This window comes from Azoarcus sp. PA01 (assembly GCA_001274695.2).
GTDB lineage: Bacteria > Pseudomonadota > Gammaproteobacteria > Burkholderiales > Rhodocyclaceae > Aromatoleum.
In genome coordinates, this window is sequence record LARU01000004.1 from 1 (window position 1) to 22,432 (window position 22,432).

Consider the following 22,432-nt stretch of genomic DNA (forward strand, 5'->3'; position numbering starts at 1 on the left):
CAGTCCGACTACCTCACGCAGGGCCCGATGGTCCCGCGCTTCGAACAGGCCGTCGCCAGCCACGTCGGCGCCGCACACGCGCTCGCCGTCAACAGCGCCACCTCGGCCTTGCACATCGCCTGCCTCGCGCTCGGCCTCGGCCCGGGCGACTGGCTGTGGACGAGCCCGATCACTTTCGTCGCCTCGGCCAACTGCGGCCTCTACTGCGGCGCCCGGGTCGATTTCGTCGACATCGACCCGCGCACGTACAACCTGTGCCCGCAGGCGCTCGCCCGCAAGCTCGAGCAGGCCGAGCGCGAAGGGCGTCTGCCCAAGGTCGTGGTGCCGGTTCACCTGTGCGGCCAGCCCTGCGACATGGCCGCCATCCACGCATTGAGTCAGCGTTACGGCTTCAAGATCATCGAAGACGCCTCGCACGCGATCGGCGGCAAGTACCGCGGCGAATTCATCGGCAACGGCCGCTACAGCGACATCACCGTATTCAGCTTCCACCCGGTCAAGATCATCACCACCGCCGAAGGCGGCATGGCGCTCACCAACGATGCCGAACTCGCGAACAAGATGGCGCTGCTGCGCAGCCACGGCATCACCCGCGACGCCGCGCAGATGACGCACGAGGCTGACGGCCCCTGGTATTACCAGCAGATCGAACTCGGCTTCAACTACCGCATGACCGAGCTTCAGGCCGCGCTCGGCGTTAGCCAGATGACCCGGCTGGACGACTACGTCGCCCGCCGCCACGCGCTCGCCCGCCGCTACGATACGCTGCTCGACGCGCTGCCCGTCGTCACTCCCTGGCAGCAGTCGGATGGCTACTCCGGCCTCCATCTGTACGTCATCCGTCTGCAAGCGGAAAGAATCGGCCGCGGCCACTGTCAAGTTTTCGAGGCGCTGCGCGAACGGGGCATCGGCGTGAATCTGCACTACATCCCGGTGCACACTCAGCCTTACTACCAGCAGATGGATTTCAAGGCCGGCGATTACCCCGAAGCGGAACGCTACTATGCTGAGGCGATCAGCCTGCCGATGTTCCAGACCATGAGCGAAGCGCAGCAGGATGAGGTCGTTGCGGCACTGCGTAGTGCCCTGGACCTCTAACCGATGTTCTGCACCACACCAGGAGAAGCGCCATGAAACCCTCCGATGCACTCGAGGCAAACCGCGAACTCATCCGACGGATCGTGTTGGCCCATCGGGCGAGCAATCCACGGATCTTCGGATCCGTCGTCCGTGGCGAGGACTCGGACCAAAGTGATCTCGACCTGCTCGTCGACCCGGCGCCCGATGCATCCCTGCTCGATCTCGCGCACATTCAGGTCGAACTCGAAACCCGGCTTGGCGTATCGGTCGACGTGCTCACCTCGGCGGCGCTACCTCCCAAGTTCCGCAGCCAGGTTCTGCACGAGGCCCAAGCAGTATGAACAAAAAGGTTCTGCGAGCGACCACCCCCAAGCCAACGCAATGAAATTCGCCATCATTCCCGCGCGCGGCGGCAGCAAACGCATCCCGCGCAAGAACATCAAACCGTTCTGCGGCAAGCCGATGATCGCCTGGTCGATCGAAGCCGCCCGCGACAGCGGCTGTTTCGACCGCGTCATCGTATCGACCGACGACGTTGAAATTGCTGAGGTCGCACGCGAGTGCGGCGCCGAAACGCCCTTCATGCGCCCCGCGGAGCTTGCCAACGATTACGCTGGCACGATCCCCGTGATTCGGCACGCAATCGAATGGTGTTCGGCCCGCGCGCAGCGCCCGGACGTGGTCTGCTGCCTGTACGCCACCGCTCCGTTCGTGACTGCAGCCGATCTGCGGCGCGGGCTCAGCGTGTTGACCGCCACCAACTGCGACTACGCCTTTAGCGTCACCAGCTACGCCTTCCCGATCCAGCGCGCGATTCGCATCACCGCTGCGGGCCGCGTCGAAATGTTCCAGGCCGAACACTTCCACACCCGCTCGCAGGATCTCGATGAAGCGTTTCACGACGCCGGCCAGTTCTACTGGGGACGGGCCGCTGCCTGGCTGGCCGAGCGGCCGATCTTCAGCCCTGCCGCAGCACCGGTGATCCTGCCGCGTCATCGCGTGCAGGACATCGACACCGCGGAAGACTGGGAGCGGGCCGAGTGGATGTTCAGGGCCCTGCAGGCCGGCGCTTCCTCCAATCTGAAGTAAAATAAGGAATCCTTACTTCCTTGATTTGGAGCTGCCATGCTAGCGAAGAGAACCTCCAAGAATCAGCTCACGCTGCCCAAGGCTGTTGTCCAGGCCGTGGGTGACGCCGAATATTACGATGTCACGATCGATAACGGCCGCATCGTTCTGACGCCGGTCCGGTTGCAACAGGCCGATGCCGTGCGCTCGAAGCTTGAATCCCTGGGCATTACGGAAGATGACGTGAAGGACGCGGTTGCATGGGTCCGAAGAAAAAGCTGACTCCCCCCCGGGTGGTGCTCGACACCAACTGCGTCGTGTCGGCGCTGCTGTTTTCGCGCGGACGGCTCGCGTGGCTTCGCCACGCGTGGCAGGCGGGCCGATTCGTGCCGCTGGTGAGCCGCGAGACGGTCCAGGAGCTGATCCGCGTCCTGAATTACCCGAAATTCAAATTGGAACAGGCCGACCAGGAGGCCTTGCTGGCGGAGTTTCTGCCGTATGCCGAAACCGTATCGACGAGTTCCCCGCACACCGAGCCTCCCGCCTTGCGCGACCCCGACGACGTCATGTTCGCCGTTCTTGCCATCGAGGCAACTGCCGACGTGCTGGTGAGCGGCGACGAGGACATCCAGGCTGCCCGTGCCCAGTTGAATCCGCTCCTGGTTCTGACGCCAGCCGAGTTTTCCGCATGGCTGGAGACGCGCAAGTGAAGATCATCTTTCGCGCCGACGCCTCGCTCGACATCGGCACCGGGCACGTCATGCGCTGCCTCACGCTGGCCGACGCGCTGCGCGCGTGTGGCGCCACCTGCCGCTTCGTCTGCCGCGCCCATCCCGGCCACCTGATCGAGCAGATCCGCCAGCGTGGTTTCGAGACCACCGCGCTTCCGTCTGCCACCACCGAGACATCCGCGCCGGCGGCGGACGGGACAGCCCAGCCTGCCCACGCCCATTGGCTCGGCGCCGATTGGCAAACTGATGCCGAGCAGACGCGCGCAGCCCTCCGCGACGAGCGCGTCGACTGGCTCATCATCGACCACTACGCGCTCGACGCCCGCTGGGATCGCAGCTTGCGCGGGGTCTGCCGCCGGCTGATGGTAATCGACGACCTCGCCGACCGGCCGCACGACTGCGACCTGTTGCTCGACCAGAACCTCGGCCGCAGCGCAGCGGACTATGCTGTGCTCGTCCCCGGCGGATGCACCATCCTCGCCGGCCCGCAGTACGCCCTGCTGCGTCCCGAATTTGCCGCCCTGCGTGCCGACAGCCTCGCCCGCAGGGAGCGCCCGCAACTCCGGCGCCTGCTGATCACGATGGGCGGCGTGGACAAGGACAACGCCACCGGGCGGGTGCTCGATGCCTTGCGGCGCTGCCTGCTGCCTCCGGATTGCCGCATCACCGTGGTTATGGGCCCGCACGCCCCTTGGCTCGAACCGGTGCGCAAGCAGGCTGCGGAGATGCTATGGCCGACTGAGGTCTTGGTCGATGTACGCGATATGGCCGGGCTCATGGCCGACAGCGATCTGGCAATTGGTGCCGCCGGCACGACCGCCTGGGAACGTTGCTGCCTCGGTGTGCCGAGTATTTCGATGATCCTCGCACCCAATCAGAAGGCGGGGGCGGTGGCACTTAGCGACGCCGGAGCCGTGCTCCTGGCCGCAGAAGGTGGTTTCGCCACGGCCATTGAAAAATGCATTCGGGAGGTCAGCCGCACGGATGGACTCGCAGCACTCAGTGCAGCAGCACGCACGGTCACCGACGGGGCCGGCACGATGCGTCTCGTGGAGGCGATCACGAATGAATGAGCCTAACCCCTGCCGCATCCGCCGAATGGAAGCGCGCGACTTGGTAAACGTTCTCGCCTGGCGCAACCATCCTGACGTCCGGCAGTACATGCTCACGAGACATGAAATCTCCCTGAACGAGCATCGCGATTGGTTCGAGCGCGCGTCGAACGATCCGACCCGCTGCCTCCTGATCGTCGAAGAGGACGAAAACCCGGTGGGCTTCGTTCATTTTTCAAACGTGGCGCCCGGCGGCATTGCGGATTGGGGTTTCTATGCCGTCCCCGGCGCGCCGAAAGGGGCAGGGAAAAAGCTCGCTGGCAGCGCGCTCGATTATGCATTTCGGACCCTTCGTCTGCACAAGGTGTGCGGTCAGGCACTCGACTTCAATGAAGCGTCCATCCGCTTCCATCACGCGCTGGGCTTCCAGCAAGAGGGCGTCCTGCGCCACCAAGTCCGTATCGACGACCTTTACCATGACCTGATCTGCTTTGGGCTTCTCGTTCATGAGTGGCCCATTGACTGATCAAGATGACGGAAAAAACCTTGTGAACGCAATCCATATCGCAGGCCGCAAAATCGGCCCTGACGTACCGCCCTACGTCATCGCCGAACTCTCGGCCAACCATAACGGCAAACTCGAAACCGCGCTGCGCATCATCGAAGAAGCCAGGAAAGCCGGCGCGGACGCAGTCAAGCTCCAGACCTACAAGCCCGACACGATCACGCTCGACTGCGACAGTGAGGATTTCCGCATCCACGGTGGCCTATGGGACGGTCGCACGTTGTACGACCTGTACCAGGAAGCCCACATGCCCTGGGAGTGGCATGCCCCGCTGTTTGAGCGCGCCCGCAAGCTCGGCATCACCATCTTCAGTTCGCCATTCGACAACACCGCAGTCGATCTGCTCGAAGATCTCAATGCCCCGGCCTACAAGATCGCGTCGTTCGAAGCGGTCGATCTGCCGCTGATCAAGTACGTCGCCAGCACCGGCAAACCGATGATCATCTCCACCGGCATGGCCGACGCCGAGGAAATCCAGGAAGCCATCGACGCCGCCCGCGAAGGCGGCTGCAAGGAACTCGCCATCCTGCACTGCGTCAGCGGCTACCCCGCGCCGGCCGCGGACTACAACCTGCGCACCATCACCGACATGATCGAGCGCTTCGGCCTCGTTACCGGGCTGTCGGACCATACGCTCGACAACACCACCGCCATCACCAGCGTGGCGCTCGGTGCGTCAATCATCGAGAAGCACTTCACGCTGGATCGCAAGGGCGGAGGGCCGGACGACAGTTTCTCCCTCGAGCCCGCGGAGATGGCGGCGCTGTGCAGTGGCGCACGGACGGCGTGGGAAGCGCTCGGCCAGGTCGATTACGGGCGGAAATCCAGCGAGCAGGGGAATGTGAAGTTCCGGCGCTCCCTGTATTTCGTGAAGGATCTACAGGCTGGGGATGTAATCACCGCCGATACGGTACGTAGCGTAAGGCCGGGCTTTGGGCTGGCTCCAAAGTATTTGAACGCGCTTTTGGGTAGGCGTCTGCGAACAGGCGTGCGCTGCAACACACCAGTACGTGCGGAAGTACTTGACTGACAGACGTACCGTCTTAGTCAGCCGACGGCCGGCCAGTACAACGGCCGGGAAGAAGCGCGACCCTGGCTATTCCCACTCCCTGCGGTCGTTACCGTCATGTTTAATGAGAAGTTAATTTCGACCGGAAACCGCCTAGAGGCGAGAATCCTCGGGTTATCCGATGCGCTTACCAGGCTTTGTCATGACAAAAAAACTAATCTTTTCTGTATGCCACACGCCGCTGCATTTTCTTTTTACATACGTAATTTTAAGGAGCGCTAAGGCCAACAGCACAATTACAATTATATGGATCAAAGAGTCGGATATAAATCCGTCCTATGTAAGGAGGATTATTCAAGAGCTCGGAGCGTCTCTTGTGTGCCTGAAAGGTGCAGAGGGAGGATCGATCAATAGAACACTCAACAGAATATCTAACCTAAGAAAATTAAAATCAATAGACACCCTTAAAGAAGCGACGGAGCTTTATATCTTCAACGACCTAAGCCCCGAAGTGCAGCTTATTGTCAGACTCACGAAAAAAAATAACCCGTCAGTAAATTTAGTAGAAGATGGGGTAGCTATATATGATATCGGCGGATATTTTAACACAAATTTTTTCAAAATTCTATTGGGGAAGTTATTTTACGGGCCATGGTGGCGCAAATCAAATAGAATCGGTGGCGTACGGTTACATAATGCAATCTACGCAATAAACCCTGCTCTAGTAAGAAAAGAAATTAGCAATGGTGTTGAAATTAAAAAAATAAAATTCTGCGTTAATTCTTTTTCCACTTTCTGCGATTCCGACCATATTAAGGCTAATTCAATCGTATTTTTACTCCCTTTTATCGGGTATGAAAATAGCGAAGTAAAAATAATTAATAGAATTAAGTCTAGCCTTCGTGAATTCAAAGGTAATGTTTATTTGAAGCTCCATCCGCAAGACAAACCTATGGTCGCAAAAAAAATACTAAGTATGCTTGATTCTTTTGAATGCCATATATTAAGAAGTGACATGCCAGCAGAGATATATTTTATCAGCAGCCAAAGCGAGAGAACTGTTGTAGGATTTAAAACTTCAGCACTCCATGTTTTGAGGAGCTTTTGCCCATCCGTCAAAGCCAAATATTTTGGAGTCGGCCTGGAGGACAATTGGATTCGATTTTACAAAGAGATGAATGTTGAAGAATACAAAACAAATTGATTTCATGCTACCAAACGTCATTTTCTGGTTTGTTATTTTTTTAAAACCTGTATTTTGGTCTATTTTTTCATCGAACTATGCCGCCGGGACTTTTGCATGGGCTGCGGCTATCTTTTTTTTGCTGTTTCTTCAGGCGGCAAATAAAAAGTTCTATGTAAATCTGCGAACAAGCGCTGGTTGGCAGCTGTATTTTATATATTTCGTTTTTTGTGTATTGTCGAGTTTTTCTCAGGGCGCCACAGATACTCTCTATGCCTTACTTTTGATAATTCCACTTGCTCACCAAGCGTTATACGTCAGCCATAGCGATTCTGTTAAGCCTCTTGCCATTGGAGTTACGGCGGCGTTATGGGTTATGTTTTTTGTAACGCTAGCGTCGGGGACTGATGACCTTTCCTCCAGAAACAGCTCTGGCGAAATTGGCCCAAATACAATTGGACTTGCTTCTGCACTTAGCGCTTATTTATCTTACAGGACAGCTTCTAGTAGCAAAGCAGGCGAGCGAATATTTTGGTGGTTTGGAGCACTTTTTGCTGTTACGGTTCTTTTGCTGACTGTAAGCAAAACATCAATAGCTGCCTTTCTGGTTGCCATTTTTTTTAGCTCACCATCCTTGCAGAGATTTCATGCAAGAAGCGTCATTTTAATAATCTGCTTTTTTGTTTTTGTATTTTTCGATTACGGTTCATTGTTCGTCAGCAGGATCGCCGCAGAGGAGATAACATTTACGGGTAGGACACTTTTGTGGGCCGGCATCTTGGATTATGTGTCCGGCTGGCCAGTATTGATCGGCAATGGTTACAACTCCTCTGTAAAAATATCCAGTGATATTGGCTTTGATATTTTTCGCGTAACTTCGTTTACTCATGCGCATAACTCATATCTTGAAGCGTATTTAAACACCGGTATTTTTGGGGTAATTTTTATTTTCGCAATTATCTTTTTTGGATTAAAGTGCCTTTTTTCAAAAATAGAGAACAAGTCTAGATTCGTTACTTTTCGTGGCGTGTTCATTATATTTCTTGTCAGATCTCTCACAGAAGCCTCATTTTCTCAACCCGGCTCAAGCGATTCACTGCTTTTTTTCTCAATGTTTTTATATGTCTCTTGGGCTGCAAAAAATGGCCGCCTCGTTATGCCCGCTCGCGCGCCGATTCAGTCATGCTACAAATTGTAGTAACGAGATGTTTTTGTCTCGCGGAAATCGGGTTTTTAACGCCAAAATTAGCTAATCGCGGATATCTGGCGCGACTCGAGGTACTAATCAGGGCGACACCGCCTGGAAAGATGGTAACTCGCGGAAGAACTTGAACCGAGTTCGGTCATGGTGTTCGTCGCGCAGATGAATTCACTGGGCAAATTAGGTTGTTCGATGTTAGCAAATTTAATTAGTTAAACAGGAGAGTTAGCGTGGCAACAAGAGAGAAGGTATTGGCGTTGCATTCTTCCTCTGAGTTATATGGAGCCGACAGAATTTTTGCTCGTGTATTGCAGTTTTTATGCAGCGACGGCTATTCCGTTGACGCTTATGTTCCAAAAAAAGGATTGTTGTGTGCTTACATTGAATCAAACAGTAGTATCAAAGTGCAAGTTTTCGAGCATTTTCCCGTAGCCGTTAGAAGTGCTTTTGGCTTCCTTTACCTTCTGCGTTTTTTATTAAAGGGTTTTGCCTTCTACTTTTTTTTAAAAAAACGCGCCAAAAGGTATGATTATTTATATATAAATACAATGAGTTTGTTTTTTTGCGTTTTTCTTGGAAGGTTGGCTGGCTATAAAAATATAATTATTCACTCACACGAAATTATTTCCTGTCACGGTTATTTGGCAAGAATTATGAGCTTTATTGCCATTGCTTCTTGTACAAAGTTAATCTGTGTATCCGAGGCTGTGCGAAGTGATTTGCTAATATCTTCTGGTGGCCGTTTCAAAGAGAAAATAAACGTTATCCATAATGGGGTCGCTGCTCCAATAAATGGCGGTTGCCGCACGCGCCGAAGAGAAGACATATATAACAAAATTAATTATCTGCTAGTTGGGCGCATTATGCCAGAGAAGGGGCAGTGGTTTGTTATAGATTCACTGGCTTTGCTAGATAAAAAAATAATCGACAGGATCAGTTTTACGTTTGTTGGCGGAGCCGCACCAAATCGAGAGAAATTACTCGACGATCTTCGCGCTAGAATCAATAAACTTGGCTTAGGCGACACTGTAAATATTCTTGAATTCAAAACAGAGTTGAGTGCGACCTATCCTGATTTTGATGTTTGCGTCATCCCATCTATGATGGCCGACCCTTTTCCCACAACTGTTTTAGAGGCCATGTCATACAAGAAGCCGGTTATTGTCACTAATCATGGCGGCGCTACTGAAATCGTTAGAGATGGTTTTTCTGGAGTCTTGGTAACACCAGGTGATTGCACTCAGCTATCAGAAGCAATTGCGCAATATGTCAAAAGAAGCGATTTAATCAGCATTCACGGCTGCAATGGTTACAAATATTTTCAGCAAAACCTCACCTTAGATGCATTTAAGAAAAGATTTTTAAGGGCTTTTTCTTAATGTATTTTGCGCGATACACGGACTTGCCAAGGAGGTGCTGGTAAATTTTGTCGCACTGAGCTTCATTACTATTACTTATAATTTATGAAGTAGGCGCATTTTGAAAGAAAAACTGAGTAACTCCTTAAGGATTTTGGGTACTCGCGGCGTACCTGCTTCACACGGCGGCTTTGAAACCTTTGCGGAGCAACTGGCGCTCTATCTGGTTGCGCGTGGATGGCGGGTGACCGTCTACTGCCAGGAGGATGAGCGCGGCCCCATCTTCGAAGACAGCTGGCAGGGCATCCACCGTGTGCGCATCCCGGTAGCGCAGACGGGTCCGAAGGGCACGATCCTCTTCGACTGGAAGGCGACGGCGCACGCGGCGGGTTACGACGATCTCTGCCTGACGCTCGGCTACAACACCGCCGTGTTCTGCAGCCTTCTGCGTGCGAAAGGCGTGCCGAACCTGATCAATATGGACGGCATCGAGTGGGCGCGCGCCAAATGGGGGCCGGGCGCAAAGACTTGGTTCTGGCTCAACGATTGGGCGGGGTGCTGGCTCGGTGTCACTGACCGGCACAATAGAGCCACCGATGATCGGCATATAGGAGCCAGCTGGAAGGGGCTCTGACGAACGTCTGCGGGGGTTCAAGATTCGTTGTTTTTCGGGGTGCTGGCAAGGGCTGTTTTGGCCTTGTTTGGACCGTGTCGGGGCGAGCGGTAGGAAGCCCCGTCGAGCGTCAGGCAGTAGGCGTTGTGACGCAGGCGATCGACGGTGGCGGAAGCAAGTAGGCGGTTACCCGGGAAGGCCTGGTCCCACTCGGTGAAGTCGAGGTTGCTGGTGACGACGGTGGCGGCCTGCTCGTAACGTTCGGCGATCAGGTCATGCAGGTCTTCGTCGGCGGGCGAACGCAGCGGTTTCAGCCCGAAGTCATCGATGATGAGGACCGGCACGCGCGCCAGTTGCTGGAGCTTCCGTTCATAGGCTCCGGTAGCCCGCGCCGCATTGAGGCTCGCGAGCAACTGCGAGCAGGACGCGAAGACGACGTCGTGACCCTGGCGCACCGCGCAGTGCCCGAGCGCCTGCGCGAGATGGCTCTTGCCGGTGCCGCAGGGGCCGACGATGAGCACCGGGGCACGTTCATCGATGTAGCGCCCGGTCGCGAGATCATGCACCAACGCGCGGTTGGTCGAGGGCAGCCGGTCGAACTCGAAGCCTTCGAGCGTCTTGGTAGCGCGAAACGCGGCGCGACGCAGCCGCGTGGCGAACTTCTTCTGCTCGCGCCGCGCGACCTCGTCCTGGATCAGCAGCGCGAGGAATTCCGTATAGGCGAGCTTCGCGTCGATCGCCTGGCGATTGCGCGCGTCGAGCGAATCGAGGATGCCGGAAAGGCGCAGTTGTTTGAGTTGCGGTGCCAGTTCGGTGGCGGGATTCATGGTGGGACTCCTTGGGTAAAGGGGGCGCGCGGTGCACCCGGTCAGTGAAACGACGTCGGATCGTCGGCGAAGAGCGCCGCGGTCGCACGGGCGAAACGGGCGCGGCCGGCGTAGGGTTCGGTACTCACGGGGGTGAGCGGCTGCAAGTCGTGGCCGCCGGCGAGGATGGTCTTGACGGTGCGGTAATGCGGGCTGTCGTGGGCGAGTGCACGCTCGCAGGCCGCCTCCAGGCGCGCAGCGCCGTAGCGGCTCTTCAGCTGCAGCACGCCCTGCGCGGCACGCAGCCGCTCACTGATGCGGTCGCTCAAGAGGCGCCCGATGAGCTGGGCGCACGCGGTTCCGATCTCCGCGGCCTGTTGCAGACACCAACTGCGGTCGTGCGCGAAGAAACGTTGCGCCGAGGGCGGCAGATGATCGATGACGGTGCGCCGCTCGCCGGGACGACGGGCGCGGGCATGCGTGGCAACGGGTTTGAAGTCCTGATAGACCGTGACCACGCTGTCGGTCGCGCGCAACCACAAACTCTTGCCGACCAAGGTGAATGGCACGGAGTACAGCACGCGCTCGAAGCTGACGTGGCAGTCGCGATGCACCGACACCTGATGCCAAGTGCCCAGATCCGGCGGTACTGCGGGCAACGGCCGCAGCACACTGCGCTCGACGGCGAAGCTGTCCAGCGGTTTGATGCGTGTCGTGCCGTGAATGCGCAGCCCGGCTTCCTTCAACACCCAGTCACGCGCCTGCGCGTTCAGATCGGCCAGATCGCGGAAGCTGCGCGTGGGCAGGAAGTTGCCTTTGACGTATTTGACGCCCGCCTCGACGATGCCCTTCTTCTGCGGCTCCTGGGGCGGACAGGCGTCGATGCGAAAGCCGTAGCCTTCGGCGCATTCGGCGTAAGCACGTTGCACTTGGGGGTCGTGCGCGCACGCCTTGGTGATGGCGCACTTGGCGTTGTCGATGATGAGGCGCGCAGGCACCGCGCCGAACCACTCGAAGGCGCGCCGATGGCAGCCGAGCCAGGTGCGCACGCTCTGATCCCACACGAACTCGACGTACTGGTGCCGCGAGAAACACAGCGTCATCACGAAGGCCCACGTGCGGCGCAGCTCACCGGAGGCGGGATCGACGAGCTGCGGGCCGGCGCCGAAATCGACCTGCGCTGCCTCGCCAGGCGCGAACGACAGCCGCACGGTCGCCTCGGGCGGGCGCTCGCGCTCGATCGTGGCGACAAGCCGGCGCACGCTGGAATAGTGCCCGGTGAAGCCGTGCTCACGTTTAAGGGTGGCGTGGATCACCACGCCGGAGACCCCCTGTGCGAGCCACTGCTCGACCAGCGGCCGGAACGCGGCGATCGATGATTGCGCCGTCACCGGCAGCCGCGGACTGCCGATCGCCGCGGCGATCTCGGCATCTTCCGGAACCGGGTGCTCCGGATCGAGCCAGCCGCGGGCTGCGGCCAATTCGCGGAAACGGGCGGCCTTGGCCCGTCCCATCAGCTTCGCGCGCGCAATCTCGCGCTCGGAGTCGCCCTGGCGCATGCGCATCAGGGCCTGGCGGTACTCGTACATCTCGATGCTCCTGCGGGCCACCGGCTCCCTCCTGCCAAACCAAAACCCGGCAGGGTAGCGATGGACCGCTCAAGGTCGAGACGTCCGTCAGAACTTTGCTGGCTCCATTACGCCGATCCGGCGCTGGCGCCTATGTGCCGATCACGCCCTGGCCTCAATGTGCCGATCACGCGCTGGCTCCATTGTGCCGATCATCAACTGGCTCCTATGTGCCGGTCGGTGACACTCGGCAATCACCTGATCGCCGATCATCCGGAGATCAAGCGGCACCTGTCGTCACGGGTCAGCGAAGGGAAGATCTCGGTGATCCCGTACGGGGCAGAGCGGATCGAGTCGGCCGACCAGGCCCCGCTGGCGGCGCTGGGGCTCGAGCCGAGGCGGTTCCTGACGTTGGTTGCCCGGCCGGAACCGGAGAACTCGATTCTGGAAGCGGTCAGCGCGTTTTCACGCAGACCGCGCGGTCAGGTGCTGGCGGTACTGGGCAATTACGATGTATCGAATGCCTATCATCGTGCGGTGAAAGCCGCGGCGGGGCCTGAGGTCCGGTTTGTCGGCGCAATTTACGACAAAGTGGTGTTGCGGTCGCTACGCTTTCATTGCTCGGCCTACGTGCACGGGCATCAGGTTGGGGGGACGAATCCGTCTCTGGTTGAGGCACTCGGCGCCGGCAATGCGGTAATCGCGCACGACAACCGGTTCAATCGCTGGGTGGCCGGAGAGGCAGGTGTTTATTTTAAGGACGCGGACGAGTGCGCGGCGCTGTTTGATCGAGTTCTTGATGCACCTGGCGAACTTGAGGCGATGCGTGCAGCGAGCAGGGTGCGACATCAGGAGCGGTTTACCTGGGATCGGATATTGGCTGAGTATGAGGCGCTGCTTCTGAGATTTCACCCGGAGAGCGCGGTAGCACAGCGTCCCGTTGTGCCAGATCAGAAATAGGTGGGACGACTTTCTCCTTGCACGTGATCCGCGCCTTGCTGCGTCGCTTTCACGAGGCGGTGCAGCGCGGCGACGAGGAAGTGGTGATCTGGGGGAACGGGGCGCCGATGCGCGAGTTCCAGCTCAAACCGACCCGATGTACGGCGGCACAGCCCAAACACGTGCCGGTCACCATACGGCAAGGCAGTGCGCTGGTCGACCGATGGGGCCGTTCCGTTACGGCCGGCAAGTGGCGTGTTGCGTACCGCACTATCACGGCCTTTAGGATCGAACCGCGCTCTTCGCTTCCTTGTGTTGTGAACAGGGAGGCGCAAATCTCCGTCAACCAAATACAGCTTCTGAGCGCTTGAGATACCCAAGGAAATCAATCCACGGAACATTGACCGTGCTCATGTTGCACACCAGCGGAATCTTCCAGTTGCGCTTTTGCTTATTCGCAGAAGCCTGAAAGGCCTCGTCGGTTACCAGCTCGCAGTCCGAAAGTTTTGCGGTAGCGATGATGATCAGGTCGTTCTCATCAACACCGCTACCATATCTATCGTCCTCGATTCCCAGCAATCCCTTGGTGCGAAAGGCCTCCAGAAGAATCGCTTCGGTCACGAGAATCTTCTGTAAATTGGCGTCACGGAGCCAACGTACACATTCTGGAACTTTGTGCCCAACTTCTTCTACCGCTATATCTGGCATCTGTATCAAGCCCTTCTCCACTCGATCCGCCATCCATGTCCAAAGCCCCGGAAACTGTCCGTAGGGATAGTTATCCCATGCGTAGATCATGGATGACGCATCAAACACCTGCATAGTAGCGCTCTAGCTTGTGGAGATCCCTGACGGTCAGGTTGTCGAGATATGAGCTGGCTTTGGCAAGTGAGATCCGGCGCGAACTCAGGGCATCAAGCACAGTGCGGACATAGCCATCACCAAAGATGTGCTTCGGCTCCCGGTTACGGTACTCGCGACTTCCGCCACTCTTTTCCACCATGGGCCGGTCCGCCCACCACCGTCGATAGGCAGCATAAACCGCCTCTGGCAGCCGTCTTGCGTCCATTAACCGACGCAGAATCACCTCACTGCTAACACCCCATGCCCGGCGCTGTGGCTCCAGCCAATCATCGAATCCGCCAACATCCGCAGGTCGCTCGTCGTCACGAATACTAAGCAGAAAGGCATTCGGCACGAGAAGATAACCGGCAAACGCGTTGGCCTCCCGCTCTTCGCCTTCGCGCGCTTGCAGATCGCCTTCGTCATCGATAGAACTGGTCTTGTGCAGCAGAAGGTGCCCCAGCTCATGCATCATGGTAAAGGTCTGCCGGGTATCTGAATCCTGCTTCTTAACTAGGATGACGGGGCAAGCGGGGTCATACAGCGAAAAGCCGAGAATCGGACTCTCCTTAGCGATCTGCCACTTCCCGTTGTATCCGTTGCTGCGGAAGACAAGTAGGCCGCGCGCTTCAATCGCCTGACGATAGCTGTCGAAATCGTTACGATCCGCAAGCCGAAGCCATCGCCTCACTACCCCTGCCGCATCCTGAACGCTCAAGCCCTTCAGCTCAGGTGGAGCAAACGCCATCACATCTGCTGGGTCGAGTTCGTCGCGTAGGGCGAGGAAAACCTCACGCTGTCGCTCAACGCGCTCAATCAACAGTTTCAGGCGGGGCGAGAGCTCTGGCTTCTGATTTGCCAGAGTTCTGAACTGAGCAGAATGCACCTTCGCTTCATTTACGGGCCCCGCCTCGAGGAAAAACAGCGTGCCGCGGCCGAAGAAGGCGGCGATCTTCCGAAGTTGATTGAAGGTCAATCCAGCGTCGCCCTCAAACGCCTTGGCGAGGGATGCTGGCGCGATCCCGATCTCGGCGGCGAGTTCGTCCCGCGTCATGCCGCGATCGGCACAACACCAGTCAATCCGCGCCAGGTTGATCGATTGGATGCGTTCCATAGCCCCAAGTATACAGGCGGCTCACGTCGCTGAGTACGGTGAGAGTCAGGGCAGATCGAGTACGAACGCGTTGAGTCGCATGCTCGACGGCTGCGCGAAGCGGCGCTGCTGACCGGCGTGCTGGAGCCCACCAACGAGCCCTGCGCGATCGCCAAGATCGCCGGCATCAAGCTGTGCGAGAGCTACAACCGCCAGTACGGACGCGACTACCGCAGCGTGATGCCGACCAACTTCTACGGCCCGCACGACAACTACCATCCGGAAAACTCGCACGTAATCCCCGCCTTGCTGCGCCGCTTTCACGAGGCGGTGCAGCGCGGTGACGACGAAGTGGTGATCTGGGGGAGCGGGGCGCCGATGCGCGAGTTCCTCCATGTGGACGACATGGCGGCCGCCTGCGTGCATGTGATGGACCTCGACGAAGCTCGCTACCGCGCGCACACGCAGCCGATGCTGAGCCACATCAACGTCGGCACCGGGCATGACTGCACGATCCGCGAGCTGGCCGAAACGATCGCCCGGGTGACCGGCTTTGGCGGCCGGCTGGCGTTCGACGCCAGCAAGCCGGACGGCACGCCGCGCAAGCTGCTCGATGTATCGCGGCTCAAGGCGCTGGGCTGGGAGGCGCACATCGGGCTGGAAGAAGGCCTGCGCGACGCCTACGGCTGGTATGTCGAAAACGTCGAGCAGGCGCGGGCGGCGTGATGCGAATCCTGCTCTATGGCATCCACTACAGCCTGAACTGACCGGCATCGGCAAATACAGCGGCGAAATGGCGCGCTGGCTCGCGGACCACGGCCAGGCAGTGCGGGTCGTGACGGCGCCGCCGTATTACCCGGACTGGAAGGTGTGGCCGCAGTTTGGCGGCTGGCGCTATGCGACGGCGAGCGAAGGCGGGGTCGATGTGCTGCGCTGCCCGCTGTACGTGCCTGCGCAGCCCACAGCGCTGAAGCGCCTGCTGCACCTGGCGAGCTTTTCGCTGTCGTCGTCGGTGGCCATGCTCGCGCAGCTGCGCTGGAAGCCGGAGCTGGTGGTGCTGGTGCTGGTGGTGCCGACGCTGTTCTGCGCCCCGCAGGCCCTGTTGCTGGCGAAGCTCGCCGGCGCCAAATCCGTGCTGCACGTGCAGGACTACGAGGTGGATGCGTTGTTCGGCCTGTCGATTGCGAAAGGCGGCCGGCTCAAGCGCTTTGCGTATGCGATGAAGCGCGCGCTGCTGCGCGGCTTCGACCGCGTATCGACGATCTCCCGCGGCATGCTCGAGCGCGCCCGGCCGAAAGGCGTGGCCGAAGACAAGCTGCGCTTTTTCCCCAACTGGTCGGAAACCGCGCGCTTTCGCGACGTCGCGCGCAGCGCTGAGCTGTTGCGCACGCTGGGCGTGGACCCGGACAAGCGCGTGCTGCTGTACTCCGGCAACATTGGTCAGAAACAGGGCCTGGAAACCGTGATCGAAGCGGCCGAACGCCTGCAGCAGCGCGACGACCTGGTATTCCTGATCGTCGGCGAAGGTGCGGGCAAGCGCGGACTGGTGGAGATGGCCGAGCGCAAGGCGTTGCGCAACGTCCGGTTCGCGCCGTTGCAGCCGTATGAAGGGCTGCCGGTTCTGCTCGCCTCCGCGGATTGCCATCTGGTCATCCAGAAACGCGGCGCGGCCGACGCGGTGCTGCCGTCCAAGCTGACCAACATCCTCGCCGTGGGCGGCAACGCGGTCATCACCGCCGATGCCGACACCACGCTCGGCCGGTTGTGCGCCGAGCATCCAGGCATCGCGGTGCGGGCGGAACCCGAATCGGTGACTGCGCTGATCGAAGGCATCGAGCGCTGCCTCGCGATGCCCCGGTTCAACGACGTCGCCACTGCCTACGCCGGCGAGTTCCTCGACAAGGACCGTATCCTGGAACGCTTTCTGGCGGAGCTGTGAATGCGATGTGGCTGAGTGGCGAAACTTTTCGCATCGTGGTCGCCTCGACGCCGCTGGTTTCGATCGATCTGGTGGTCGAGAACACCGCGGGCGAGATCCTGCTCGGCGAACGCCGCAACCGCCCGGCGCAGGGCTGCTGGTTCGTGCCGGGCGGGCGGGTCCTGAAGAACGAGACGCTCGACGCGGCCTTCCGCCGGCTCACGCAAGCCGAACTGGGCCAGGTGTTCGAGCGCGGGGAGGCGAACTTCCTCGGCGTGTTCGAGCATTTCTATCGCGACAGCGTGTTCGGCGAAGCGGGCCCGGCCGATCCGCACGGTGCCCCGGATACCCATTACGTGGTGCTGGCGTACCGGCTGGGGGTGGCGGATTCGGTCGTACTGAATCCGCCCGAGGCGCAGCACGGGCGCTATCGCTGGTGGCGGCCGGCCGACATGCGCGCGAGCGCGGTGGTGCATGGGAACACGCGGGCGTATGTGATGGACACGCCTGGGCGGTGATGCGTGGGGCTGCGGGTGCAGGCGATCGGGCGGGGACGGCGCCGCTCCGACAGGACTGACGACGCGCCGACTCCGAGCCGGAACAGACGCATGACGCGGCGCGGGATATACTCTTGCCGTATCCCAATCGATGAACTGGAGACATCCATGACTACAAGCACCGTCTTCACGAACAATCGCAGCCAGGCCGTGCGACTGCCGGCAGACATGCGCTTGCCCGCGAACGTCAAGCGCGTGGATGTCCGGGCCCGCGGGTTGGAACGAATCATCGCGCCGATAGGCCACACCTGGGATTCGTTCTTCATCAACGGGCCGCAGGTTGCCGACGATTTCATGGAAACCCGCGCCAGCCAGGAACAGCCGGAACGCGAAGCACTCTGATGCTGCGCTACCTGCTCGACACGAACATCGTGATCTACGTGATCAAGCGCCGGCCGCTGTCGGCACTGGCGCTATTCAACGAGAACGCGGGGCATCTGGCGATCTCGTCGATTACCCTCGCGGAGTTGATGCACGGCGCCGAGAAAAGCAACGCGCCAGCGCGTTCGCTTGCCGCTGTCGAGGACTTCTGCAGTCGCCTCGAGGTGCTGTCCTACGGCCCGAAAGCCGCAATGCACTATGGCAACATCCGCGCCCAACTGGAGTCTCGCGGGCAGACAATCGGTGTCAATGATCTGCACATTGCAGCCCACGCACGCAGCGAGGGTTTGACGCTCGTGTCGAACAACTTGCGCGAGTTCGAGCGAGTGGAAGCATTACAGTTGGCTAACTGGGCAGCCTGAGGGCAGAGGGTAGGTGGGGTCTGGTCTTTCGTTTGCTCACTGCTTGGGCCTCTTGGTGGGCGCCCGCGACATGGTCACTGAACCCCGGCCTGAAGCTGGCGGATGTGGAAGCGGTATCGGGTGACAAATGCGATTCCGCGCGCCTTCGAACGGGCGTCGACCCTTATCACAAATCGGGATGTCTTGATGTTTTGGTGCGTTGGTCCTACCAATATCAAGCCATGGCTACCCGGCACGGAGGAAACCACAATGAGCCGTATCACCATCACCCTGGAAGATTCACGCCATCGGGCGCGGAAGGAGACTGCCGCACGTCAAGGGCGCTCGATCACGAAGATCATCGAGGAAAGCCTTGTGTTGCGGGGTATCAAGCCCGTCGAAAGTGCCCGGGAACTCGTCGCCCAAGCGCGCAGCCGGTCGACGTTGTCCGAGGGCGAGGCCACGGACCTGGCGGTCGAAGAAGCGCGCGCAGTACGCAATGCCTGATGCAGCCGCTATTCATCATCGATACCAATGTCCTCGTTGCCGGTCTGATCAGCGGCGAGCCGACAAGCCCGACAGCGAGAATTCTCGACGCCATGCTGGACGGCGGTTTGCTCTATGTGCTGTCGCCGGCCGTGCTGACTGAATACCGCGCGGTGTTGCTGCGCCCCAGGTTGCGCCGCGCCCATGGCCTTGCCGAGGCGATGTACGTTAAGGCACACCTGACGAGCAAGATTGGCGACATCATCCGCACCGGCACCTGACGCAGCAGCTCGCCAAAATTCTGGGCATCCCTCAGCCCTCAAGCCACGATCCTGAATTCCGTCGCTTTGGCAATCGGACGTATATGCTTGTTTTCACGTTTCATTTCTACGAAGCCATAGTTCGACATCGTTTTGAGAGTGCGCGAGAGGTTGCCCGGCTTGCGCCCGGTCATCCCGGCCAAGGAAGAAATTGATTGAGGTTTGGCTTCCTGAATGACCTTGAGCAATGCCCGGTTCTCGTCACTCAAGACCTCTGCCAATGACCGCATTGAATCGCCCCGGGTTTCGCGGAGGCCGTTTTGTTTGAGTCAGGCAGCGACGGCCTGCTCAGTTCGACTGCGGTAATAGTTTGCCTCAGCCTCGGCTGGAGGAAGGTACCCGATCGGCTCCAGCAACCGGTGGTGGTTGAACCAGGAGACCCATTCGAGGGTGGCCAGCTCGACCGCTTCGACGCTTTTCCAGGGCCCGCGCCGGTGGATCACTTCTGCCTTGTAAAGCCCGTTGATGGTCTCGGCCAGCGCATTGTCGTAGCTATCGCCACGACTGCCGACCGAGGGCTCGATGCCGGCTTCCGTCAATCGCTCGCTGTATCGGATCGAGACGTACTGCGAGCCGCGATCGCTATGATGAATCAAAGCATTACGTTCGGGTTGGCGCGCCCACAGGGCCTGCTCCAGGGCGTCGAGGACGAATTCTGTATGCATGGACCGACTGACGCGCCAGCCTACGATGTAGCGAGCGAAGACGTCGATGACGAAGGCGACGTACACGAAACCCTGCCAGGTCGAGACATACGTGAAGTCGGAGACCCAGAGTTGGTTCGGGCGCTGCGCAGCGAACTGTCGATTGACGCGATCGAGCGGACAAGGCGCAGCAAGATCCGGCCGGGTGGTTCGCACGGCCTTGCCACGCATGGCCCCGCGCAGTCCTTTTGTCCGCATCAGTCGTTCGACGGTGCAGCGGGCGACCTCGAGGCCTTCGCGGCGCAACTGCCGCCAGACCTTGCGCGCCCCATACACCTGCAAATTCGCCTGCCAGACCCGCTCGATGTGAGCTTCCAGCACCTCGTCGCGGCGGACTCGCGAACAGCGCAAAGCCGGATCGCGCCGGCGCGCCACCGCGCGTCGATAGGCCGACGGGGCAACCTGCAGCACCTTGCAGATCGGCTCGACCCCGAAGCGCTCGCGGTGCGTGTCGATGAAACCGTTCATCACTTGTTGCGGCGGTCGAGCTCCGCCTGCGCGAAATACGCGCTGGCCAGGCGCAGGATCTCGTTGGCCTTCTTCAGCTCGCGGACCTCGCGCTCGAGCTCCTTCATGCGTTGCTGCTCGGCGTTCGGGAGCCCCTCACGCTGGCCCGTGTCGCGCTCGTGTTGGCGAACCCAACGGCGCAGCGTTTCCGCCGTGCAGCCAATCTTTGCCGCGATCGAGACGATCGCCGCCCACTGGGATTCGTACTGATCCTTGGCCTCGAACACCATACGCACGGCGCGCTCGACGACCTCGGGGGAAAATTTTGTTGTCTTCTTCATGGGCTCCATCTTCTCAAGAGTTGGAGCCTCCGCGAAACCCGGGGCGATTCACATCGACGTGAACCAGATCTTGGGTTCCGTCGCTTTGGGCTGGTACTCACCGCGAGCGATGGCCAATACCCGCTCACGAATACGTTCTTGCGGCATGATTCCAACGACGATCGCTTTCATCGGAATTCCCGTGAAACCTCGGCCTTCAGGCCAGCGCCGCCGTGAAGGTGCTCGCGGACCTGGGCATCGTGACCGAAATGACGGGACGGAAGAAGAACCGTAGCTATAGCTATCAGGCGTACATCGAGCTGCTGATCGGGTGAGCTGTTTCAGCGCCGATCACGCGCATCGGCGGCACGATGCGTCTGCACGTCGCAGACGTTATGCCAGCCATCCGTCGGTTTCGCTTCTGTGACGGAAAACGAAAAACTCTCAGCCTCTGAGAGCTCTCCCACGGCGCGCACACGATAATGAATGTAATGACAATGCCTCTACGTATTCCTATACTGGCAACCTTCAAGCAAAAGGAACGACGATCATGTCTGGGGTCAATTCCACCGCCAAACGCGACACTCTGAACCTGCGCATCAAGCCCGAAGTGCGCAGTTTGATTGACCGCGCGGCCAAGGTGCGGGGCAAGAACCGCACCGACTTCATCTTGGACGCGGCACGCAATGCAGCCGAAGAGGCGCTGCTGGATCAGGCTTTGTTCGTGGTCAGTGAAGAGGCCTATGCCGAGTTTATCGAGCGCCTGGATCGGTCCCCTGCACTCAATCCGCGACTGAAAAAGACTTTGCAGACACCGGCCCCCTGGGACAAGCGGTGAGTCTGACCGCGCCAGAACCGTTGGCTGCGCACCACGACACCAGCGCATTTGCCTGCGGCGTCGAGAGTCTGGATCACTGGCTCAAACAGCGCGCCCTGAAAAACCAGGCCAGCGGTGCGTCACGCACTTTCGTGGTTTGCGAAGGCAAACGGGTGCTTGCCTACTACGCGCTGGCGTCCAGCGCGGTCGCAGCGGAAGTCGCCACAGGTCGCCTGCGACGCAACATGCCCGATCCCATTCCCGTGGTGGTACTGGGACGGCTTGCCATCGACCAATCGCTACCGGGCGGGGGCATCGGTCGTGCCCTGGTGCGTGATGCATGTTTGCGCGTGCTTGCCGCAGCCGACGCCATTGGTATTCGTGGAATGATCGTTCATGCGTTGTCGGAGAGCGCTCGAGCATTTTACGAGCGTGCTGGCTTCGACCCGTCTCCCCTCGATCCCATGACTCTGATGGCCACCATTGCCGATCTGCGCGAGGGGCTGTAAGGCCCTGCGATTGGGGTCACTGCCATTGGGGTCAGACTCCAATGTCTCGGGGACCGGGGTGCGCGCTGGCGTTTCTGGGGGGAAATCGTCGCCGGTCACCGATTTTGCCGCGATGTTGGGATATGCTCGCGCCGGTCGAAAATTCGAGAACAACATAAAGGGAGCAGGCGCAATGAGCACGTATCAGGAAATCCTCGCGCAGATCGAAGCGCTCAAGCAGCAGGCCGAAGAGATTCGGCAGGCCGAGATCACTGGCGTGATCGCCGACATCCGCCAGAAGATCGCCGACTACAACCTGAGCGCGGCCGATCTGGGTTTTGGCGGCGCCGCGCGTGCCGTGAAACCGGCCACGGGCAAGCGCGGAGCGGTCAAGGCGAAATATCGCAACCCGGCCACCGGCGCGAGCTGGTCCGGGCGCGGCGTGATGCCGAAGTGGCTGAAGGCCGAGCTGGACGCGGGCAAGGCGAAGGAAGCGTTCCTGATTGCGGACGAAGAGGCGCAGGTCTGATGAATTGCGTTCGCG

Annotated in this window: 28 protein-coding genes, 3 pseudogenes and 1 other annotated feature; of the genes and pseudogenes, 24 read left to right on the plus strand and 7 right to left on the minus strand. The window is 59.3% G+C overall.

The genetic code is table 11. From position 1 onward, the window contains the following. The 12 genes from pseC to PA01_12110 all read left to right on the plus strand — a co-directional run. The coding region (pseC, locus tag PA01_12070) for a UDP-4-amino-4,6-dideoxy-N-acetyl-beta-L-altrosamine transaminase (protein ID KON79299.1) at positions 1-1,098 on the plus strand (1,098 nt) is incomplete at its 5' end. A 32-nt stretch (positions 1,099-1,130) separates the two neighbouring features. Then, on the plus strand, positions 1,131-1,421 hold the full coding sequence (locus PA01_12075) for a nucleotidyltransferase family protein (GenBank protein ID KON79300.1): 291 nt from the start codon (positions 1,131-1,133) through the stop codon (positions 1,419-1,421). A 40-nt stretch (positions 1,422-1,461) separates the two neighbouring features. Then, on the plus strand, positions 1,462-2,169 hold the full coding sequence (gene pseF / locus PA01_12080) for a pseudaminic acid cytidylyltransferase (protein ID KON79301.1): 708 nt from the start codon (positions 1,462-1,464) through the stop codon (positions 2,167-2,169). A 36-nt stretch (positions 2,170-2,205) separates the two neighbouring features. Further along, positions 2,206-2,430 carry an AbrB/MazE/SpoVT family DNA-binding domain-containing protein gene (locus tag PA01_12085; protein KON79302.1) on the plus strand — a complete coding sequence of 75 codons (225 nt, stop codon included), beginning with the start codon at positions 2,206-2,208 and terminating at the stop codon, positions 2,428-2,430. Further along, positions 2,409-2,858, plus strand: coding sequence for a putative toxin-antitoxin system toxin component, PIN family (locus PA01_12090; GenBank protein KON79303.1), 450 nt, complete (start codon positions 2,409-2,411; stop codon positions 2,856-2,858). Before PA01_12085 ends, PA01_12090 begins: the two co-directional genes overlap by 22 nt. Further along, a complete protein-coding gene (pseG, locus tag PA01_12095) occupies positions 2,855-3,952 on the plus strand; it encodes a UDP-2,4-diacetamido-2,4,6-trideoxy-beta-L-altropyranose hydrolase (protein ID KON79304.2) in 1,098 nt (365 codons plus the stop codon). Before PA01_12090 ends, pseG begins: the two co-directional genes overlap by 4 nt. Next, entirely contained in the window at positions 3,945-4,457 is a 513-nt protein-coding gene (gene pseH / locus PA01_12100; protein ID KON79305.2) for a UDP-4-amino-4,6-dideoxy-N-acetyl-beta-L-altrosamine N-acetyltransferase, read from the plus strand. The genes pseG and pseH overlap by 8 nt, the downstream gene beginning before the upstream one ends. A 22-nt stretch (positions 4,458-4,479) precedes the next feature. Further along, positions 4,480-5,526: a pseudaminic acid synthase gene (gene pseI / locus PA01_12105; protein ID KON79306.2), complete on the plus strand. Its 1,047-nt coding sequence runs from the start codon at positions 4,480-4,482 to the stop codon at positions 5,524-5,526. A gap of 181 nt (positions 5,527-5,707) precedes the next feature. Continuing rightward, positions 5,708-6,709, plus strand: coding sequence for an alpha-2,8-polysialyltransferase family protein (locus PA01_18915; GenBank protein KAI5912298.1), 1,002 nt, complete (start codon positions 5,708-5,710; stop codon positions 6,707-6,709). Beyond that, positions 6,684-7,886: an O-antigen ligase family protein gene (locus PA01_18920; protein KAI5912299.1), complete on the plus strand. Its 1,203-nt coding sequence runs from the start codon at positions 6,684-6,686 to the stop codon at positions 7,884-7,886. Before PA01_18915 ends, PA01_18920 begins: the two co-directional genes overlap by 26 nt. 233 nt (positions 7,887-8,119) lie before the next feature. Continuing rightward, a complete protein-coding gene (locus tag PA01_18925; protein KAI5912300.1) occupies positions 8,120-9,268 on the plus strand; it encodes a glycosyltransferase family 4 protein in 1,149 nt (382 codons plus the stop codon). 100 nt (positions 9,269-9,368) lie between these two features. After that, a complete protein-coding gene (locus PA01_12110; protein ID KAI5912301.1) occupies positions 9,369-9,881 on the plus strand; it encodes a DUF1972 domain-containing protein in 513 nt (170 codons plus the stop codon). Between the two features lie 17 nt (positions 9,882-9,898). Here the strand turns inward: PA01_12110 and istB are convergent, their stop codons facing one another. Together istB and istA are read right to left on the minus strand one after the other, a co-directional pair. Beyond that, the gene (gene istB / locus PA01_12115) at positions 9,899-10,687 is read right to left on the minus strand and encodes an IS21-like element helper ATPase IstB (GenBank protein ID KON79307.1); all 789 of its coding nucleotides are present in this window, start codon (positions 10,685-10,687) and stop codon (positions 9,899-9,901) included. Between the two features lie 41 nt (positions 10,688-10,728). Then, positions 10,729-12,255, minus strand: coding sequence for an IS21 family transposase (gene istA / locus PA01_12120; GenBank protein ID KON79308.1), 1,527 nt, complete (start codon positions 12,253-12,255; stop codon positions 10,729-10,731). 219 nt (positions 12,256-12,474) lie between these two features. Between istA and PA01_12125 the strand changes: the two genes are divergently transcribed. Both PA01_12125 and PA01_18930 read left to right on the plus strand, forming a co-directional pair. Then, positions 12,475-13,194, plus strand: coding sequence for a glycosyltransferase (locus tag PA01_12125; protein ID KAI5912302.1), 720 nt, complete (start codon positions 12,475-12,477; stop codon positions 13,192-13,194). A gap of 14 nt (positions 13,195-13,208) precedes the next feature. Beyond that, a pseudogene (locus PA01_18930) lies at positions 13,209-13,313 on the plus strand (GDP-L-fucose synthase). A gap of 202 nt (positions 13,314-13,515) precedes the next feature. Here the strand turns inward: PA01_18930 and PA01_12130 are convergent. Further along, positions 13,516-13,971, minus strand: coding sequence for a DUF4411 family protein (locus tag PA01_12130; GenBank protein ID KON79309.2), 456 nt, complete (start codon positions 13,969-13,971; stop codon positions 13,516-13,518). A 10-nt stretch (positions 13,972-13,981) separates the two neighbouring features. Continuing rightward, entirely contained in the window at positions 13,982-15,130 is a 1,149-nt protein-coding gene (locus PA01_12135; GenBank protein KON79310.1) for an XRE family transcriptional regulator, read from the minus strand. Positions 15,131-15,226: 96 nt separating this feature from the next. On the opposite strand from PA01_12135, the pseudogene PA01_12140 reads away from it, so the two are divergent. The 7 genes and pseudogenes from PA01_12140 to PA01_12170 all read left to right on the plus strand — a co-directional run bounded on the left by PA01_12140 (position 15,227) and on the right by PA01_12170 (position 19,073). Further along, a pseudogene (locus PA01_12140) lies at positions 15,227-15,835 on the plus strand (NAD-dependent epimerase/dehydratase family protein). Further along, positions 15,835-17,048: pseudogene (locus PA01_12145) on the plus strand (glycosyltransferase WbuB). The pseudogenes PA01_12140 and PA01_12145 overlap by 1 nt, the downstream one beginning before the upstream one ends. Positions 17,049-17,053: 5 nt before the next feature. Then, positions 17,054-17,545, plus strand: coding sequence for a GDP-mannose mannosyl hydrolase (locus PA01_12150; GenBank protein KON80314.1), 492 nt, complete (start codon positions 17,054-17,056; stop codon positions 17,543-17,545). 147 nt (positions 17,546-17,692) lie between these two features. Beyond that, a complete protein-coding gene (locus PA01_12155; GenBank protein KON79311.1) occupies positions 17,693-17,926 on the plus strand; it encodes an AbrB/MazE/SpoVT family DNA-binding domain-containing protein in 234 nt (77 codons plus the stop codon). Next, positions 17,926-18,327 carry a tRNA(fMet)-specific endonuclease VapC gene (vapC, locus tag PA01_12160; GenBank protein KON79312.1) on the plus strand — a complete coding sequence of 134 codons (402 nt, stop codon included), beginning with the start codon at positions 17,926-17,928 and terminating at the stop codon, positions 18,325-18,327. Before PA01_12155 ends, vapC begins: the two co-directional genes overlap by 1 nt. A 249-nt stretch (positions 18,328-18,576) precedes the next feature. Beyond that, entirely contained in the window at positions 18,577-18,813 is a 237-nt protein-coding gene (locus PA01_12165) for a hypothetical protein (GenBank protein ID KON79313.1), read from the plus strand. Continuing rightward, a complete protein-coding gene (locus tag PA01_12170) occupies positions 18,813-19,073 on the plus strand; it encodes a putative toxin-antitoxin system toxin component, PIN family (protein ID KAI5912303.1) in 261 nt (86 codons plus the stop codon). Before PA01_12165 ends, PA01_12170 begins: the two co-directional genes overlap by 1 nt. A gap of 38 nt (positions 19,074-19,111) precedes the next feature. On the opposite strand, the gene PA01_12175 is transcribed toward PA01_12170, so the two are convergent. The 3 genes from PA01_12175 to PA01_12190 form a co-directional block, all read right to left on the minus strand. After that, a complete protein-coding gene (locus PA01_12175; GenBank protein KAI5912304.1) occupies positions 19,112-19,321 on the minus strand; it encodes a hypothetical protein in 210 nt (69 codons plus the stop codon). A gap of 60 nt (positions 19,322-19,381) precedes the next feature. After that, positions 19,382-20,604 (minus strand): IS3 family transposase gene (locus tag PA01_12180; GenBank protein ID KON79314.2). Its coding sequence is split into 2 segments (ribosomal slippage): positions 19,382-20,322 and positions 20,322-20,604, totalling 1,224 coding nucleotides; the frame shifts between segments, so codons are not numbered across the junction. After that, positions 20,210-20,326: a sequence feature (AL1L pseudoknot), on the minus strand. (Overlaps the previous gene by 117 nt.) Before the next feature lie 48 nt (positions 20,605-20,652). Next, complete coding sequence (locus PA01_12190; GenBank protein ID KAI5912305.1) at positions 20,653-20,775, minus strand: hypothetical protein; 123 nt, start codon at positions 20,773-20,775, stop codon at positions 20,653-20,655. A gap of 358 nt (positions 20,776-21,133) precedes the next feature. Between PA01_12190 and PA01_12195 the strand changes: the two genes are divergently transcribed. The 3 genes from PA01_12195 to PA01_12205 all read left to right on the plus strand — a co-directional run bounded on the left by PA01_12195 (position 21,134) and on the right by PA01_12205 (position 22,417). Then, a complete protein-coding gene (locus tag PA01_12195) occupies positions 21,134-21,421 on the plus strand; it encodes a DUF1778 domain-containing protein (GenBank protein KON79316.1) in 288 nt (95 codons plus the stop codon). Next, on the plus strand, positions 21,418-21,909 hold the full coding sequence (locus PA01_12200) for a GNAT family N-acetyltransferase (GenBank protein ID KON79317.1): 492 nt from the start codon (positions 21,418-21,420) through the stop codon (positions 21,907-21,909). The genes PA01_12195 and PA01_12200 overlap by 4 nt, the downstream gene beginning before the upstream one ends. 172 nt (positions 21,910-22,081) lie before the next feature. After that, entirely contained in the window at positions 22,082-22,417 is a 336-nt protein-coding gene (locus PA01_12205) for an H-NS histone family protein (protein KON79318.1), read from the plus strand. Positions 22,418-22,432 lie beyond the last annotated feature (15 nt).

What these genes read in the sequence shown, in the direction of transcription:
- PA01_12075 (KON79300.1), top strand. Translation starts at nt 1,131, where the DNA reads ATGAAACCCTCCGATGCACTCGAGGCAAACCGCGAACTCATCCGACGG.
- pseF (KON79301.1), top strand. Translation starts at nt 1,462, where the DNA reads ATGAAATTCGCCATCATTCCCGCGCGCGGCGGCAGCAAACGCATCCCG.
- PA01_12085 (KON79302.1), top strand. Translation starts at nt 2,206, where the DNA reads ATGCTAGCGAAGAGAACCTCCAAGAATCAGCTCACGCTGCCCAAGGCT.
- PA01_12090 (KON79303.1), top strand. Translation starts at nt 2,409, where the DNA reads ATGGGTCCGAAGAAAAAGCTGACTCCCCCCCGGGTGGTGCTCGACACC.
- pseH (KON79305.2), top strand. Translation starts at nt 3,945, where the DNA reads ATGAATGAGCCTAACCCCTGCCGCATCCGCCGAATGGAAGCGCGCGAC.
- PA01_18915 (KAI5912298.1), top strand. Translation starts at nt 5,708, where the DNA reads ATGACAAAAAAACTAATCTTTTCTGTATGCCACACGCCGCTGCATTTT.
- PA01_18920 (KAI5912299.1), top strand. Translation starts at nt 6,684, where the DNA reads ATGTTGAAGAATACAAAACAAATTGATTTCATGCTACCAAACGTCATT.
- istB (KON79307.1), bottom strand. Translation starts at nt 10,687, where the DNA reads ATGAATCCCGCCACCGAACTGGCACCGCAACTCAAACAACTGCGCCTT.
- istA (KON79308.1), bottom strand. Translation starts at nt 12,255, where the DNA reads ATGTACGAGTACCGCCAGGCCCTGATGCGCATGCGCCAGGGCGACTCC.
- PA01_12130 (KON79309.2), bottom strand. Translation starts at nt 13,971, where the DNA reads ATGATCTACGCATGGGATAACTATCCCTACGGACAGTTTCCGGGGCTT.
- PA01_12135 (KON79310.1), bottom strand. Translation starts at nt 15,130, where the DNA reads ATGGAACGCATCCAATCGATCAACCTGGCGCGGATTGACTGGTGTTGT.
- PA01_12150 (KON80314.1), top strand. Translation starts at nt 17,054, where the DNA reads ATGTGGCTGAGTGGCGAAACTTTTCGCATCGTGGTCGCCTCGACGCCG.
- PA01_12155 (KON79311.1), top strand. Translation starts at nt 17,693, where the DNA reads ATGACTACAAGCACCGTCTTCACGAACAATCGCAGCCAGGCCGTGCGA.
- vapC (KON79312.1), top strand. Translation starts at nt 17,926, where the DNA reads ATGCTGCGCTACCTGCTCGACACGAACATCGTGATCTACGTGATCAAG.
- PA01_12165 (KON79313.1), top strand. Translation starts at nt 18,577, where the DNA reads ATGAGCCGTATCACCATCACCCTGGAAGATTCACGCCATCGGGCGCGG.
- PA01_12170 (KAI5912303.1), top strand. Translation starts at nt 18,813, where the DNA reads ATGCAGCCGCTATTCATCATCGATACCAATGTCCTCGTTGCCGGTCTG.
- PA01_12190 (KAI5912305.1), bottom strand. Translation starts at nt 20,775, where the DNA reads ATGAAAGCGATCGTCGTTGGAATCATGCCGCAAGAACGTATTCGTGAG.
- PA01_12195 (KON79316.1), top strand. Translation starts at nt 21,134, where the DNA reads ATGTCTGGGGTCAATTCCACCGCCAAACGCGACACTCTGAACCTGCGC.
- PA01_12205 (KON79318.1), top strand. Translation starts at nt 22,082, where the DNA reads ATGAGCACGTATCAGGAAATCCTCGCGCAGATCGAAGCGCTCAAGCAG.